At 59.8% G+C, this 14,586-nt stretch carries 14 protein-coding genes; 10 read left to right on the forward strand and 4 right to left on the reverse strand.

Annotated elements, in window-relative coordinates:
* Window positions 1-15: 15 nt before the first annotated feature.
* Window positions 16-618: a LysE family translocator gene (locus C2E15_RS01945; protein ID WP_104955922.1), complete on the forward strand. Its 603-nt coding sequence runs from the start codon at window positions 16-18 to the stop codon at window positions 616-618.
* On the opposite strand, the gene C2E15_RS01950 is transcribed toward C2E15_RS01945, so the two are convergent.
* Window positions 619-1,599 (reverse strand): LacI family DNA-binding transcriptional regulator, encoded by a 981-nt coding sequence (locus C2E15_RS01950; protein WP_104955923.1) that lies wholly within the window; start codon window positions 1,597-1,599, stop codon window positions 619-621.
* Between the two features lie 239 nt (window positions 1,600-1,838).
* On the opposite strand from C2E15_RS01950, the gene tauA reads away from it, so the two are divergent.
* Genes tauA through tauD form a run of 4 tightly spaced genes read left to right on the forward strand, consistent with a single transcriptional unit; the run spans window position 1,839 to window position 5,268 of the window.
* Complete coding sequence (gene tauA / locus C2E15_RS01955) at window positions 1,839-2,816, forward strand: taurine ABC transporter substrate-binding protein (RefSeq protein ID WP_104959046.1); 978 nt, start codon at window positions 1,839-1,841, stop codon at window positions 2,814-2,816.
* 12 nt (window positions 2,817-2,828) lie between these two features.
* Entirely contained in the window at window positions 2,829-3,596 is a 768-nt protein-coding gene (tauB, locus tag C2E15_RS01960) for a taurine ABC transporter ATP-binding subunit (RefSeq protein ID WP_104955924.1), read from the forward strand.
* Window positions 3,593-4,420: a taurine ABC transporter permease TauC gene (tauC, locus tag C2E15_RS01965; RefSeq protein WP_104955925.1), complete on the forward strand. Its 828-nt coding sequence runs from the start codon at window positions 3,593-3,595 to the stop codon at window positions 4,418-4,420. Before tauB ends, tauC begins: the two co-directional genes overlap by 4 nt.
* Window positions 4,417-5,268 carry a taurine dioxygenase gene (gene tauD / locus C2E15_RS01970; RefSeq protein WP_104955926.1) on the forward strand — a complete coding sequence of 284 codons (852 nt, stop codon included), beginning with the start codon at window positions 4,417-4,419 and terminating at the stop codon, window positions 5,266-5,268. The genes tauC and tauD overlap by 4 nt, the downstream gene beginning before the upstream one ends.
* Before the next feature lie 12 nt (window positions 5,269-5,280).
* On the opposite strand, the gene C2E15_RS01975 is transcribed toward tauD, so the two are convergent.
* Window positions 5,281-7,479: a sensor domain-containing phosphodiesterase gene (locus C2E15_RS01975; protein WP_104955927.1), complete on the reverse strand. Its 2,199-nt coding sequence runs from the start codon at window positions 7,477-7,479 to the stop codon at window positions 5,281-5,283.
* Window positions 7,480-7,758: 279 nt separating this feature from the next.
* Window positions 7,759-9,663, reverse strand: a complete 1,905-nt coding sequence (locus tag C2E15_RS01980; protein WP_104955928.1) for an ABC transporter ATP-binding protein — start codon at window positions 9,661-9,663, stop codon at window positions 7,759-7,761.
* Window positions 9,664-9,786: 123 nt separating this feature from the next.
* On the opposite strand from C2E15_RS01980, the gene kefG reads away from it, so the two are divergent.
* From kefG to slyD, 4 genes are all read left to right on the forward strand, one after another.
* Window positions 9,787-10,338: a glutathione-regulated potassium-efflux system ancillary protein KefG gene (gene kefG, locus C2E15_RS01985; protein WP_104955929.1), complete on the forward strand. Its 552-nt coding sequence runs from the start codon at window positions 9,787-9,789 to the stop codon at window positions 10,336-10,338.
* Window positions 10,339-12,144, forward strand: coding sequence for a glutathione-regulated potassium-efflux system protein KefB (gene kefB / locus C2E15_RS01990; RefSeq protein WP_104955930.1), 1,806 nt, complete (start codon window positions 10,339-10,341; stop codon window positions 12,142-12,144).
* A gap of 44 nt (window positions 12,145-12,188) precedes the next feature.
* A complete protein-coding gene (locus tag C2E15_RS01995; protein WP_104955931.1) occupies window positions 12,189-12,383 on the forward strand; it encodes a YheV family putative zinc ribbon protein in 195 nt (64 codons plus the stop codon).
* A 198-nt stretch (window positions 12,384-12,581) separates the two neighbouring features.
* The gene (gene slyD / locus C2E15_RS02000) at window positions 12,582-13,133 is read left to right on the forward strand and encodes a peptidylprolyl isomerase (RefSeq protein ID WP_104955932.1); all 552 of its coding nucleotides are present in this window, start codon (window positions 12,582-12,584) and stop codon (window positions 13,131-13,133) included.
* Between the two features lie 76 nt (window positions 13,134-13,209).
* Here the strand turns inward: slyD and C2E15_RS02005 are convergent, their stop codons facing one another.
* Complete coding sequence (locus C2E15_RS02005; RefSeq protein WP_104955933.1) at window positions 13,210-13,428, reverse strand: SlyX family protein; 219 nt, start codon at window positions 13,426-13,428, stop codon at window positions 13,210-13,212.
* A 277-nt stretch (window positions 13,429-13,705) separates the two neighbouring features.
* Here C2E15_RS02005 and fkpA point away from each other — a divergent pair, with 277 nt between their 5' ends.
* On the forward strand, window positions 13,706-14,524 hold the full coding sequence (gene fkpA / locus C2E15_RS02010; RefSeq protein WP_104955934.1) for an FKBP-type peptidyl-prolyl cis-trans isomerase: 819 nt from the start codon (window positions 13,706-13,708) through the stop codon (window positions 14,522-14,524).
* Window positions 14,525-14,586 lie beyond the last annotated feature (62 nt).

A 14,586-nucleotide genomic window follows, 5' to 3' on the forward strand; every position in this document is an offset into this window, starting at 1 on the left:
AGGGACATCCGCTACATGGAACTGAGTCTGTTTTTATCGATGTTGGGCTTTCTCTGGGTTGCGGCGATTACGCCAGGCCCGAATAATATGTTACTCACCACCGCCGGCGCTAATTTTGGTTTTCTGCGCTCTATGCCGCTCATGATTGGCATTATGCTCGGCATGCAGCTGATGCTGCTAATGGTCGCCTTCGGCGTCGGCAGCCTGATCCTGCTTTATCCCTCCCTGCACCTGTTTTTGAAAATCGCCGGCAGCCTCTATCTGCTATGGCTGGCGTGGAAAATCGCCACCGCCGCCTATGAAAAGCTGGAGCTGGGCGACGCGCCGCCGCGGCCGATGCCGTTCTGGCAGGGCGGCCTTCTGCAGCTGGTGAACCCGAAAGCCTGGCTGATGGCGCTGGGCGCCGTCGCCAGCTTTAGCCTGGCGGGCGAGGCCTATCGGGGATCGGTGGTGGCGATCAGCATCGGCATGGCGCTGGTCAACCTGGTGGCGGGAATTATCTGGCTTGGATTCGGCACCCTGATCGGGCGTCTGCTGCGTAGCCGCCGCGCCTGGAAAATATTCAACCTCTCCATGGGCGCGCTGACGGCCGCCTGCGTCCTGTTAATCTGGCATTGATCAGCTGGAGGCGCGCACCACCAGCTTGCAGTGCAGCTGCTCATGCACGTGCGGCCCGTGCGGCTCTTTGATGCGCTGCAGCAGCAGCTGCACGCTGCGCACGCCCAGCTGATGCATCGGCTGCTCCAGCGTGCTGAGCGGCGGCGACAGCATGGCGCTCCACGGCAGCCCGTCGAAGCCCAGTACGGCGATATCCTCCGGGATGCGCAGCTGATGCTGGCGGGCGCAGTGTATCGCGCCGACGGCCAGCACGTCTGAGACGGCGAACACCGCGTCAGGCGGCTCGCCGCGCGCCAGCAGGCGTTCCATCGCCGCATAGCCCGCTTCGCACTCCACCTCATTGGCGTACTCCACCCCGGTCCAGGGTAAATTTTCCGCCGTTAGCGCCGCCCGGTAGCCCATCTCACGCTGCTGCGCATAGAGATAGCGCGGATCGCCATTGATCATGGCGATGCGTCGCCGGCCGCGCCGCGTCAGATGCGCGACCGCTTCGCGCGCCGCCTGCTGGTTATCGATCGTCACGGATGAGCCTGCTACCTCAGGGTTGCCTTCAGCGCACTGCACCCACGGCGAGGCGCCGATCATCTGACGCAGGCCGGGCAGATTGCTGACGGCGTCCATGGTGATCACCCCATCGACCACCTTGCCGCTGAGCAGCGTCAGATAAGCGGATTCACGTTGGGCCTGGGAATCGGAATTGCATAATAAAATGTGGTAGCCGTGCGCCTCCGCCTCCGCCTCGATGCCGCGTACTACGCGCGAGCAGAAAGGATTAATGATGTTGGATACCAGCACCAGCAGCATTCGGCTCTGCGAGGTGCGCAGCTGGCGCGCCAGCAGGTTGGGCTGGTACTGACTGGCGGCGATGGCGGCCAGCACGCGATCGCGGGTGGCGGGGCGAACCCCTTCATAACCGTTCAGCACGCGCGAAACGGTCGCGGTCGAGACACCAGCGAGACGGGCAACTTTCTCAATCGACATGAAAAACCCTCTAAGAGATCAACAACAGACAGACTGAAAAATGTCGCTATATACAGTGGCTGAATCAGGACCATTTATCATTCAATAAATTTCGTTTTTGCGTATTTCAGATAAATATATCGTTATCTTTTCTAAGTCCTATTGGTGATTACACATAATTTTTAATTACTTCAGCATGCGGCGGCGCCTCAGTTACAACAGAGTCACTACGACAATAACAGCAGGCGGAGCGCAAAATGATGAGTATCACGCGGTTTTTAGCAATAGCAGCCACTTTATTGCTACTGATGGAACAGGCGAATGCCGTTGAGGTCACCGTCGCCTGGCAAACGTCAGCCGAGCCGGCGAAAATTGCCCAGGCGGAGAATACCTTTGCCAGAGAGAGCGGCGCCCAGGTTGACTGGCGCAAGTTTGACAGCGGATCCAGTGTAGTCCGCGCGCTGGCTTCCGGAGATGTGCAGATCGGCAATATCGGATCAAGCCCGCTGGCGGTCGCTGCCAGTCAACAATTACCCATCGAAGTTTTCCTGCTCGCCTCGCAGCTTGGCAATTCCGAAGCGCTGGTGGTGAACAAAAAAATCACCTCGCCGCAGGATCTGATCGGCAAACGCATCGCGGTGCCCTTTATCTCTACTACCCACTACAGCCTGCTGGCCGCGCTGAAACATTGGGGCATCAAGCCCAGCCAGCTTCAAATCATTAATCTGCAGCCGCCGGCGATTATCGCCGCCTGGCAGCGCGGTGAGATCGACGGCGCCTACGTCTGGGCGCCGGCGGTGAATGAGCTGGCGAAAACCGGCACCGTGCTGACCGATTCGGCGCAGGTGGGCAAATGGGGCGCACCGACGCTGGATGTCTGGGTGGTGCGCAAAGATTTTGCCGCGCAGCATCCGGAGATTGTCACCGCTTTCGCCCGCAGCGCGCTGGCGGCGCAGCAGGCCTATCTCGCGCAGCCGCAGCAGTGGCTGCAGCAGAGAAAAAATCTGGAAACGCTCTCCCGCCTGAGCGGCGCGCCGGTGGATCAGGTGCCGGCGCTGGTTGAAGGCAACACCTATCTGAACGCTCAACAGCAGATCGCCCAACTTGGCCAGCCGGTAAGTAAGGCGATTAGCGATACCGCACAGTTCCTGAAAGAGCAGGGCAAGGTGGCGCAGGTGGCGCCGGACTACCGGGCTTATGTCACCGACCGCTTCGTGCGTCCGCTGGCGCAACAGTAAAAGAGGTGAACCATGCTGGCCATTTCGCACCTGAGCGCGCGCTATAACGGACAGACCGCACTGCATGACATTAACCTGACGCTGAACGCTGGCGAGCTGACGGTGGTGCTGGGGCCTTCGGGCTGCGGTAAAACCACGCTGTTGAACCTGATCGCCGGTTTTCTGCCGATAGAAGAGGGACAGATTACCCTGGCGGGCAAGCCGATCGTCGGGCCAGGCGCCGAACGCGGCGTAGTGTTCCAGCATGAGGGGCTGCTGCCCTGGCGCAACGTGCTGGATAACGTCGCGTTTGGCCTGCAGCTGGCGGGCGTTGATACCGCCACGCGCCGCGCCATCGCCGGGAAAATGCTGAAGAAGGTCGGGCTGGAAGGCACCGACAAACGCTTTATCTGGCAGCTTTCCGGCGGCATGCGCCAGCGCGTCGGCATCGCCCGGGCGCTGGCGGCCGATCCGGCGCTGCTGCTGCTGGACGAGCCGTTCGGCGCCCTGGACGCTTTTACCCGCGAGCAGATGCAGGAACTGCTGCTGCGGCTGTGGCGCGACAGTGGCAAACAGATCCTGCTGATCACGCACGATATCGAAGAGGCGGTATTCCTCGCCAGCGAGCTGATCCTGCTGACGCCTGGGCCGGGCCGCGTCAGCGAGCGGCTGTCGCTTGATTTCGGCCGCCGCTTCGCCGCCGGCGAATCGTGCCGGGCGATCAAATCCGATCCGCTTTTTATCGCCCGCCGCGAGTATGTGCTGGGCCGGGTATTTCAACAGCGCGAGGCGTTTTCATGAGCATTCAGGCTATCGATAAACAGCGCGCGACGCGCGCACGCTGGCGCTGGCCGCTTTCCCGGCGGCTGACGCTCAGCCTGGCCACCCTGCTGGTGGTGCTGGCGCTATGGTGGCTGGTGACGGCGCTGCAGCTGATTGCGCCGCTGTTTCTGCCGCCGCCGCAACAGGTGCTGCGCCAGTTGCTGACCATCGCCAGCGCGCAGGGCTTTATGGACGCCACCCTGTGGCAGCACCTGGCCGCCAGCCTGGGGCGCATTTTGCTGGCGCTGCTGGCTGCCGTGCTGATCGGCGTACCGACCGGCATCGCAATGGGATTAAGCAAAACGGCGCACGGCATCCTTGACCCCCTGATTGAGCTTTACCGACCGGTGCCGCCGCTTGCCTATCTGCCGCTGATGGTGATCTGGTTTGGCATCGGCGAGACCTCGAAAATTCTGCTGATTTATCTGGCGATTTTTGCCCCGGTGACGCTCGCCACGCTACAGGGGGTAAAAAGCGCGCAGCAGGTACGTCTGCGTGCGGCACAGTCGCTGGGCGCCAGCTGCGGGCAGCTGCTGCGCTATGTGATCCTGCCGGGCGCGCTGCCGGAGATCCTCACCGGCGTACGTATTGGTCTCGGCGTCGGCTGGTCGACGCTGGTGGCGGCCGAACTGATTGCCGCCACGCGCGGGCTCGGCTTTATGGTGCAGTCCGCCGGTGAATTCCTGGCGACCGATGTGGTACTGGCGGGGATTTTAGTGATTGCGTTAATCGCATTCGGTTTAGAACTGGGCCTGCGGACGCTGCAGCGTCGGCTTACGCCCTGGCATGGAGAACAGCAATGAACGAACGTCTGACGATTACCGCACTGGGCCCGCATATCGGCGCTCAGGTGGATAACCTGGATCTGACCCGTCCGCTTAGCGACGGGCAGTTTGAACAGCTCTGGCACGCGCTGATCCGTCATCAGGTGCTGTTTCTGCGCGATCAGCCGTTGACGCCGCAGCAGCAGCGGGCGCTGGCGGCGCGTTTCGGCGATCTGCATATTCATCCGGTCTATCCTCATGCGGAGGGGGTGGAAGAGGTGATCGTGCTGGATACCCATAACGACAACCCGCCGGATAACGATAACTGGCACACCGACGTGACCTTTATCGCTACGCCGCCCGCCGGCGCGATTCTGGCGGCGAAGCAGGTGCCGGAACAGGGCGGGGATACGCTTTGGGCCAGCGGTATCGCCGCGTTTGAAGCGCTGTCGCCGCCGCTGCGCGCGTTGCTGAGTGGCCTGCAGGCGGAGCATGACTTCACCAAATCGTTCCCGGAATATAAGCACCGCGCGACGCCGGAGGCGCATGCGCGCTGGCGTCAGGCGGTGGCCAACCATCCGCCCCTGCTGCATCCGGTGGTGCGCACCCATCCCATCAGCGGCAAGCAGGCGCTGTTTGTTAACGAAGGCTTTACCACGCGCATAGTCGATCTTGCGCCGAAAGAGAGCGACGCGCTGCTGGGGTTTCTGTTCGCCCATATCACTAAGCCGGAGTTTCAGGTGCGCTGGCGCTGGCGCGCCAACGATGTGGCTATCTGGGATAACCGGGTAACGCAGCATTACGCTAACGCTGATTACCTGCCGACAAGACGCATTATGCATCGCGCCACGGTGCTGGGCGATAAGCCCTTCTGGCGCGCCGCCTGATCGCCGCGCCGCTTAAGGCAGCGTTTCAAGCGGGGCTGGCTGCCCGGTCAGCCAGCCCTGAATGTAATCCACGCCCAGGCTTGCCAGCAGCGTCTTCTGCGCCTCGGTTTCGACATATTCCGCCACTACGGAGACGCCTTTTTCCCGGGCGATGTCGCAGATAGATTTGATAATGATGCGATCGAGCTTGTCGTTGAGACTGTTCCTGACGAACAGGCCATCGATTTTAATCACATCGGCGCTGAGGTGCTTTACACGCTCATAGTTGGCGAAGCCGGCACCGAAATCATCAATCGCAATGCGGAACCCCGCCTGGCGCAGCGCGGCGAGCGCCGCATCCGCCAGCGGGTTATCCATCAGCGCCTGCGCTTCCGTCACCTCAAAGATCACCGTGTCTGTCGGCACATCAAAACGGCGGAAGGCGGCCATAAACATCTCCGCGATGCCCGGCTCCGTCAGAGTGGCGGGCAGCAGATTAATCCCGAGACAGGGTAAGGCGCGTTTCGCCTGCCGGCGGCGGTAAATAAAGGCGACGGTCTCCTCCACCACCAGCTGATCGAAGGCGACGCTGAGATGAAACTCATCGATTAAGGGCATAAAGCGATCGGGCATGATCAGCGTCTCATCGCTGCGCAGGCGCGCCAGCACTTCGTAATAGCGCTGTTCACCCTGACAGGCGACGATCGGCTGGGCAAACAGGCTGATGTTGCGCTGCGCCAGTGCCTGTTTGATTTTTTGCAGCAGCAGCACCCGTTCCGAGAACTGACCGATCAGATGGACGTTATCGCTGTCCAGCAGCGTTACGCCGCCGCTGAGCAGCGCCTGTTCCGCCAGATAGCTGAGCTGGGCGGCAAGGTGATAGAGCTGCGAGCCTTCAGCGTTGAAGCGTCCGGCGGCAAAGGCGTAGTCGATATCGATCGGCTGATTGTGCCAAAGGATCTGTCGCGTTTTCAGGTGCGCGCGCAGCTGCGTCAGGCGCGCGACAATCTCCTCATCCTCGCCCTGCAGCAGCAGCATAAGGCCGTCGCCGGTAATCTGATACGCCCCTTCATCCGGCCGCAGCTGGGTTGCTATCTCATCGATAATGCAGCGCTTGCTGTAGGTGTGCATCAGCAGACCGTAGTGGCAGCCGAGCAGCTTCAGATGATGCAGATGCAGATAGCACAGCACGCCGCTTTGCTGCTGCTTCAGCGCGTTTGCCAGTGCGCGCAGGTTGGGGCGATGCACGATGGGATCGCTGAGCGACAGGCTGAGCGCCGTTTGCTGCAGCCGGCGGCTGCGCCAGTAGCTGGCGGCGATATAGAGCAGGCTGATAGTGAAAGCGATAAGCGCGGAGGATAAAAAAGTGGCCGCAAAGATCGAGCCTATCGGCAATACATCAAAATTGTAGCGCATCAGCAGCAGGCAGCTGGCCGACCAGAGCCAGATCACCAGCTGCGGGGTAAAACGCATAATGCCCCAGGTAAACAGCACGAACACCAGCGGCACCAGATAGCTGGAGATCAGCCAGTAGTGGAAAGAGGAGCAAAACAGCGTCAGCAGCAAGATAAGCAGGCCTGACCAGAGCAGGGCGCGCAGACGGTTTCCCGGCGCGTTCAGGCTGCGCCAGCAGAGGCGGCAAAAGGTGCGGGCGTAACGGGGATGCGCCAGCATCCGCAGCGGGAAGTAGAAAAAGATGGTGAACAGTACGGCGGAGAGGATCAGGTTTTGCAGGCGCAGCACGCTGAACATATTCCACGCTAAAGAGAAGTAGCCGTCGAGCGTTCCCGGCAGCGTAACCACCAGCGGCGCGAACAGCGTCAGCAGCAGCAGGGTCAGCAGCGGGGCCAGGGTGTTAATCACGCCAAGCCTGACGCCCAGCCCCTGATGACCGGGACTGTAGCGCCAGCGGCGGCCCAGCCATCGGCGCGCCAGCCAGCAGCAGGCGATAATCGGCATCAGCAGCGCCAGCGTGAAAGCCAGCGCCGGCAATGGGGCGTTAAAAATCAGGCTAAAGGTAATAAAGAAAGCCAGGCAGAGCGGCGCCACCGCTGCGCGGCCAAAGATATAGACCGCGGCGACCGCCAGCCCGTAAGGGAGATAGCAGAGATAGACCGGCTGGCCGACGATAAACAGGGTAGGCGAGAGAGAGTGAGCGAAAGGCGTGAGGAAAAGCAGCAGCAAAAAAGCCGCCAGGTTCTTTTGCAGCAGGCTGATGGAATGCTCTGACACGGCTTACCCTGGGTTAAAAAACAGGCGGATTGATTCAGGACGCAATAGTAAGAACTATAAACCAGCAGTACAAGGAAACAGAAAGTAAAAAAAACGCTAAACGTTGGCGACTTATCAACAAAATGAAATGGGAAACGCACGGCGTTAGCGGGTTGCAGCGAAGTTGTTGGCGGCTGTTGTCAGAAACGCCGGCGGCGTAGCGTGATTGTTATCCGCCAGCCGCCGGGGAATAACGCGGTGGCGCAGAGCGCCGCCCGCTGACGCTCTGCGCCTGTGCGATCAGGCAGAGAGCATCGCCTCCAGCTGTTCCTGCGCATCGAGCCAGGCCATTTCCCGATCTTCCAGCGCGGATTTGGCCGTTGCCTGCTGCTGCAGCGCGGCGGTGAGATCCGCTTTGCGGCTTTGATCGTAAATCGCGGCGTCGGAGAGCTTCGCCTCCGCCTCGGCCAGCTGGGCGTTAAGCTTCTCCATCTCTTTCTCCAGCTTTTCGATCTGCTTGCGCAGCGGCTGCGTCTGGGCGCGCAGCTCGGCGTCACGTCGCTTCTGATCCTTGCGCGCCTGCGCGCTGTTGCCGTTATCCTGTTTCGGTTCGGCGTCCTGCTGCGCCTGCTGCTTCTGCAGGTCGCTGAGCCACTGCTGATAGTCATCAAGATCGCCGGCGAACGCTTCGACTTTGCCGTCATGTACCAGGTAGAGATCGTCGGTGGTGGAACGCAACAGATGGCGATCGTGCGAAACTACCACCAGCGCGCCTTCGAAATCGATCAGCGCTTCGGTCAACGCCTGACGCATATCGAGATCGAGGTGGTTGGTCGGTTCATCAAGCAGCAGCAGATTCGGACGCTGCCAGACAATCAGCGCCAGCACCAGCCGCGCTTTTTCGCCGCCGGAGAAACGCGCAGTCGGCTCCGCCACCTTATCGCCCTGGAAGCCGAAGCCGCCCAGGTAGTCGCGCAGCTGCTGTTCCGGCAGCTTCGGCGCCTGACGCGCCAGATGCTGCAGCGGCGATTCATCCGCACGCAGAAATTCCAGCTGATGCTGCGCGAAATAGCCCAGCTGCACCCCTTTGGCGAGGCCGATTTCGCCTTTCTGCGGCGATAGCTCGCCCGCCAACAGCTTGATCAGCGTCGATTTGCCCGCGCCGTTGCGGCCCAGCAGGCCGATACGCGATCCCGGCACCAGGTTCAGCTTGATGGAGTCGAGGATCACGCGATCGCCATAGCCGGCGGAGACCTTCTCCATATTCAGCAGCGGGTTCGGCAGGCTTTCCGGCGCGCGGAAGCTGAAGCTGAAGGGGTTATCGACGTGCGCCGGCGAGATCAGCTCCATGCGCTCCAGCATTTTGATGCGGCTCTGCGCCTGTTTGGCTTTGCTGGCCTTGGCGCGGAAGCGATCGATATAGCTTTGCAGGTGCGCCACTTTGCGCTGCTGATGCTCAAACTGCGACTGCTGCTGAGAGAGCTTGGTGGCGCGCTGCTGCTCGAACGAGCTGTAGTTGCCGGTGTATTCGTACAGGCTTTGCTGTTCGATGTGCAGGATCTTATCCACCACCGGATCAAGAAAGTCGCGGTCGTGGGAGATCAGGATCAGCGTGCCGCTGTAGCTTTTCAGCCAGCGCTCCAGCCAGATCACGGCGTCGAGATCGAGGTGGTTGGTCGGTTCGTCGAGCAGCAGCAGATCGGAGCGGCAGATCAGCGCCTGCGCCAGGTTGAGACGCATACGCCAGCCGCCGGAGAAGTCGCTGACCGGGCGCTGCAGCTGCTCCTGGCTAAAGCCCAAACCGTGAAGCAGGCTGGCGGCGCGCGCCTGTATACTCCAGGCCTGAATGGCGTCCAGCTTGCCGTGCAGCAGCGCAATGGCGTTGCCGTCATTTTTTTCGTTGGCGCGCTGTAATTCGGACTCCAGCTGACGATACTCACGATCGCCGTCAATAACATACTCGATGGCGGCGACCGAGAGCGCCGGCGTTTCCTGATTGACCCACGCCAGAGACCAGTTGCCCGGAAAGGTGACGCTGCCTGCGTCGGCGCTGAGTTCATTTTTGAGTAGCGCCAGCAGCGTAGATTTACCACAGCCGTTTTTGCCCACCAGCCCAACTTTTTGTCCCGGGTTGATGGTGGCGGTGGCGTTGTCCAGCAGTACGCGGGTACCACGTCGGATCTGTAACGAGGAGAATACAATCATAAGCGCCGTATTGTCAGAGTATGTTAATTTATTGTCATCATAATCAGTCAGGAATCACCGATTCCGTTGTGTCGTGCATGGTAGCGGAAAACCCGCATCATGACGACGGTTTGGAGGGGAGAGATGTCGCAGCCGCCTAAGGTTTTGCTGCTGTATGCCCATCCGGAATCACAAGATTCGATAGCCAATCGGGTCTTGCTGCAGCCGGCGCAGCAATTATCACACGTTACCGTACACGATCTGTACGCGCACTATCCTGATTTCTTTATCGATATTCACTATGAACAGCAGCTGCTGCGGGAGCATCACATCATCGTTTTTCAGCATCCCCTGTATACCTACAGCTGTCCCGCTCTGCTGAAGGAGTGGCTGGATCGCGTGCTGTCGCGCGATTTCGCCAGCGGCCCGGAGGGCAATGCACTGCAGGGAAAATACTGGCGCAGCGTCGTTACCACCGGCGAGCCGGAGGCGGCCTATCATCAGGACGGGCTTAATCGCTACCCGATGACGGAAATTATGCGTCCCTTCGAGCTGACCGCGCAGCTATGCCGCATGCACTGGCTGACACCGATGGTGATCTACTGGGCGCGCCGTCAGCCGCCCGAAATGATGAAAAACTACGCGCAAGCCTACGGCGAGTGGCTCTCTTCTCCTTTGCCAGCTGGAGTCGCATAAATGGAAGGACAAACTTTACTGACGGCGGGCGTGGTCTATCTGTTCGCCGCGGTGGTGGCGGTGCCGATTGCCGCCCGGCTGGGTATCGGCGCCGTCCTGGGCTACCTGCTGGCGGGCATCGCCATTGGCCCGTGGGGACTGGGCTTTATCAGTGATGTCGATGAGATCCTGCACTTTTCGGAACTGGGCGTCGTGTTTCTGATGTTCCTGATAGGCCTTGAACTGAACCCCTCGAAGCTCTGGGCGCTGCGGCGATCGATTTTCGGCGTCGGTGCCGCGCAGGTGATCTTTAGCGCGCTGGTGCTGGCCGGGCTGCTGCTGCTGACCGATTTCTCCTGGCAGGCGGCGACCATTGGCGGCATCGGGCTGGCGATGTCTTCGACGGCGATGGCCTTGCAGCTGATGCGCGATAAGGGAATGAACCGCAACGAAGCGGGCCAGCTCGGCTTTTCGGTGCTGCTGTTTCAGGATCTGGCGGTGATCCCGGCGCTGGCGCTGGTACCGCTGCTGGCGGGCGCGGACAGCGGCCATACCGACTGGATGAAAATCGGCATGAAGGTACTGGCGTTCGCCGGGATGCTGATTGGCGGACGGCTGCTGCTGCGGCCGATCTTCCGCTATATCGCCGCCTCCGGCGTGCGCGAGGTGTTTACCGCCGCCTCACTGCTGCTGGTGCTAAGCTCGGCGCTGTTTATGGACGCGCTGGGGCTGTCGATGGCGCTGGGCACCTTTATCGCCGGGATCCTGCTGGCGGAAAGTGAATATCGCCACGAGCTGGAGATCGCCATTGAGCCGTTTAAAGGGTTGCTGCTCGGCCTGTTTTTTATCTCGGTAGGCATGGCGCTGAATCTGGGCGTACTTTATACGCATCTGCTGGCGGTGCTGGCGGGCGTACTGGTGCTGGTGGCGGTAAAAACGCTGGTGCTTTATCTGCTGGCGCGCGTTTATGGCCTGCGCAGTTCCGAGCGCCTGCAGTTCGCTGGCGTGTTAAGCCAGGGCGGCGAGTTCGCGTTCGTGCTGTTTTCCGCCGCCTCGTCGGCGCATCTGTTCCGTGGCGACCAGTTACCACTGCTGCTGGTAACCGTCACGCTGTCGATGATGACCACGCCGCTGCTGATGCAAGGGGTGGATCGCATTCTGGTGCGCCGCTTCAACGAACCGGACGAACAGGCGGAAAAACCCTGGGTGGATGACGATCAGCCGCAGGTGATCGTGGTCGGCTTCGGCCGTTTCGGTCAGGTGATCGGCCGTCTACTGATGGCCAATAAAAAGCGTATTACAGTGCTGGAGCGCGATATCAGCGCCGTGAGCCTGATGCGGAAATATGGTTATAAAGTATACTATGGGGATGCGACGGAGCTGGAGTTGCTGCGTGCCGCCGGCGCCGCCAGCGCGCAGTCTATCGTGATCACCTGCAACGATCCGGAAGACACGATGAATATCGTGCATCTTTGCCAGCACCATTTTCCTCATCTGCAAATTCTGGCGCGGGCGCGCGGACGCGTCGAGGCGCATGAGCTGCTGCAGGCGGGCGTCACGCAGTTCTCGCGCGAAACCTTCTCCAGCGCGCTGGAGCTGGGCCGCAAGGCGCTGATGAGCCTGGGAATGCATCCGCATCAGGCGCAGCGCGCGCAGCTCCATTTCCGCCGGCTCGATATGCGTATGCTGCGCGAGCTGATGCCGAACCATACGGACAATGCGCAGATCTCCCGCGCGCGTGAGGCGCGACGCGAGCTGGAGGATATTTTCCAGCGCGAGATGCAGCAGGAGAAACGCCAGTTTGACGGCTGGGACGGGTCTGAATAATCCGCGCCGTTCCGGGCGGCAGAAAGTAACCACAGGAAAGAAAAATGCGTAAACGGTTTATTGCCGGTGCGGCCTGCCCGCACTGTCAGGAAAAAGACACGCTGGCGATGTGGCGTGAAAATAATGTCGACGTCGTGGAGTGCGTGAAGTGCGGCCATCAAATGCGCGAGGCGGACAAGCAGGTGCGCGATGAGCTGCGCAAGCAGGAGCAGGTTATCGGAATTTTTCATCCGGAGTAGCGGAACAGCGCAGCTTTTTTTACGCTTACCCTTACAGCGGCAGTGAATTCCGTTACAATCTGCATCGTTAACATTACCTGCGCGTCTTGCCGCTATGGCACGCAAAGGGTCAGCATCTGGATCTTTCTGGTTGGTGTTATTGCACGCGAAAATAGACCAATGAGTCGGGATCAAAGCTCTCAACGGTTAGGAGATATCATGAAAGTAGCAAAAGACCTGGTGGTCAGCCTGGCTTACCAGGTACGTACAGAAGACGGTGTGTTGGTCGACGAGTCTCCGGTGAGCGCGCCGTTGGACTATCTGCACGGTCATGGTTCCCTGATTTCTGGTCTGGAAAAAGCTCTGGAAGATCATGAAGTCGGCGACAAGTTTGATGTGCATATCGCCGCGAACGACGCCTACGGCCAGTATGATGACAACCTGGTGCAGCGCGTACCGAAAGATGTCTTCATGGGCGTGGACGAACTGCAGGTCGGCATGCGTTTCCTGGCGGAAACCGATCAGGGTCCGGTGCCGGTAGAAATCACCGAAGTGGAAGACGATCACGTTGTGGTTGACGGCAACCATATGCTGGCTGGCCAAAACCTGAACTTCCACGTAGAAGTGGTCGCTATCCGCGAAGCGACGCCGGAAGAACTGGCTCACGGCCACGTTCATGGCGAGCATGACCATCATCACGACCACGACCACGACCATGGCCACAGCCAGGGTCAGGGCGGTTGCGGCAACGGCGGCTGCGGCTGCCACTAAGGCGCCCATCGCGCTGCGACGCTAAAGCAAAAAAGCACCGGCCTGGCCGGTGCTTTTTTATTGGCTGTCCGCTGACTCAGTAGTGCGGCGGTGGCGTCTCTTCCGACGGGTGCGCCATTTGCGACGGCGCCGCGGCCTTCAGCTTATTGATCAGCAGACGGATCTGCTCACGCATTTTGGCCATTTCCAGTTCGTGCTGAATGACTGTCTGATTGAGTTCTTCGATGGTCTGCTCCTGGAAAGCGAGCTTGCTTTCCAACAGCTCCAGCTGTTGTTCGACGCTATTTTGCTGCATAGGCGTTCCTCCTGTTGCGCGTGCCTGGCATGCCGGACCGGAATCCGTATAAGGAAAAACCGCTTGCCTTCACTTTTAAGTGACCGATTTTGCCCGCGACGGTTGAAAAAGCACAGTCTTATCGTCATATCAGTTGAAACTTCCCGACATAAAAAGGATGGGAAGTGGTCTTAAGTTTGCCGGGCGGGCATGATAAGTTGTTCCGCACAGTTATAGTACAGGCCTTATGGTCTGCAACGATTGCCGGGGTGAGAGGCTTCGGTTTTGGAGATAATGGATGAAATCACTGTTTAAAATTACCATGTTAGCCGCCACCATGGCCGCCGCAATCAATGCACCGCTGGCATTGGCAGCAGACTCCGCACCGGCTCAACAGGCTGCACCTCAGGCTCCTAAAAATGCGGCATTCAAAGATGAGAACCAGCAGTCCGCTTACGCGCTGGGCGCGTCGCTGGGCCGCTATATGGAAAACTCACTGAAAGAGCAGGAAAAACTGGGCATTCAGCTGGATAAAGCGCAGCTGATCGCCGGCGTTCAGGACGCTTTTGCCGGTAAGAGCAAGCTTTCCGATCAGGAGATCGAACAGACTCTGCAGTCTTTTGAAGGCCGTGTGAAGGGCGCCGCTCAGGCGAAAATGGAAAAAGACGCGAAAGAGAACGCCGATAAGGGCGAAGCTTATGCCGCTAAATTCGCTAAGCAGAAGGGCGTGAAGAAAACTGAAAGCGGCCTGCTGTATCAGGTAGAGAAAGAAGGCAGCGGCGATGTGCCGAAAGATAGCGATACCGTCGTGGTTAACTACAAAGGCACGCTGATTGACGGCTCTGAGTTCGATAACTCCTATACGCGCGGCGAACCGCTCTCTTTCCGTCTCGACGGCGTGATCCCGGGCTGGACCGAAGGCCTGAAGCACGTGAAGAAAGGCGGCAAAATCAAGCTGGTGATCCCACCGCAGCTGGCCTACGGCAAAAATGGCGTGCCGGGCATTCCGCCGAACTCTACGCTGGTGTTTGACGTCGAGCTGCTGGATATCAAACCTGCGCCGAAAGCGGACGAAAAAACCCAGGCGCCGGTCGCAGACGACAAGAGCGCGCAGTAAGCTTCCTCACCGCCGCGTTTACGCGGCGGTTTCTGTTTGCATGACGGTCGGCCCTCGACTGG

Origin of the sequence: Mixta gaviniae (assembly GCF_002953195.1) — a bacterium.
In the GTDB taxonomy this organism is placed as follows: domain Bacteria; phylum Pseudomonadota; class Gammaproteobacteria; order Enterobacterales; family Enterobacteriaceae; genus Mixta; species Mixta gaviniae.

What these genes read in the sequence shown, in the direction of transcription:
- kefG (WP_104955929.1), top strand. Translation starts at nt 9,787, where the DNA reads ATGTCGCAGCCGCCTAAGGTTTTGCTGCTGTATGCCCATCCGGAATCA.
- C2E15_RS01950 (WP_104955923.1), bottom strand. Translation starts at nt 1,599, where the DNA reads ATGTCGATTGAGAAAGTTGCCCGTCTCGCTGGTGTCTCGACCGCGACC.
- tauB (WP_104955924.1), top strand. Translation starts at nt 2,829, where the DNA reads ATGCTGGCCATTTCGCACCTGAGCGCGCGCTATAACGGACAGACCGCA.
- tauD (WP_104955926.1), top strand. Translation starts at nt 4,417, where the DNA reads ATGAACGAACGTCTGACGATTACCGCACTGGGCCCGCATATCGGCGCT.
- kefB (WP_104955930.1), top strand. Translation starts at nt 10,339, where the DNA reads ATGGAAGGACAAACTTTACTGACGGCGGGCGTGGTCTATCTGTTCGCC.
- C2E15_RS02005 (WP_104955933.1), bottom strand. Translation starts at nt 13,428, where the DNA reads ATGCAGCAAAATAGCGTCGAACAACAGCTGGAGCTGTTGGAAAGCAAG.
- C2E15_RS01945 (WP_104955922.1), top strand. Translation starts at nt 16, where the DNA reads ATGGAACTGAGTCTGTTTTTATCGATGTTGGGCTTTCTCTGGGTTGCG.
- C2E15_RS01980 (WP_104955928.1), bottom strand. Translation starts at nt 9,663, where the DNA reads ATGATTGTATTCTCCTCGTTACAGATCCGACGTGGTACCCGCGTACTG.
- C2E15_RS01995 (WP_104955931.1), top strand. Translation starts at nt 12,189, where the DNA reads ATGCGTAAACGGTTTATTGCCGGTGCGGCCTGCCCGCACTGTCAGGAA.
- slyD (WP_104955932.1), top strand. Translation starts at nt 12,582, where the DNA reads ATGAAAGTAGCAAAAGACCTGGTGGTCAGCCTGGCTTACCAGGTACGT.
- tauA (WP_104959046.1), top strand. Translation starts at nt 1,839, where the DNA reads ATGAGTATCACGCGGTTTTTAGCAATAGCAGCCACTTTATTGCTACTG.
- fkpA (WP_104955934.1), top strand. Translation starts at nt 13,706, where the DNA reads ATGAAATCACTGTTTAAAATTACCATGTTAGCCGCCACCATGGCCGCC.
- tauC (WP_104955925.1), top strand. Translation starts at nt 3,593, where the DNA reads ATGAGCATTCAGGCTATCGATAAACAGCGCGCGACGCGCGCACGCTGG.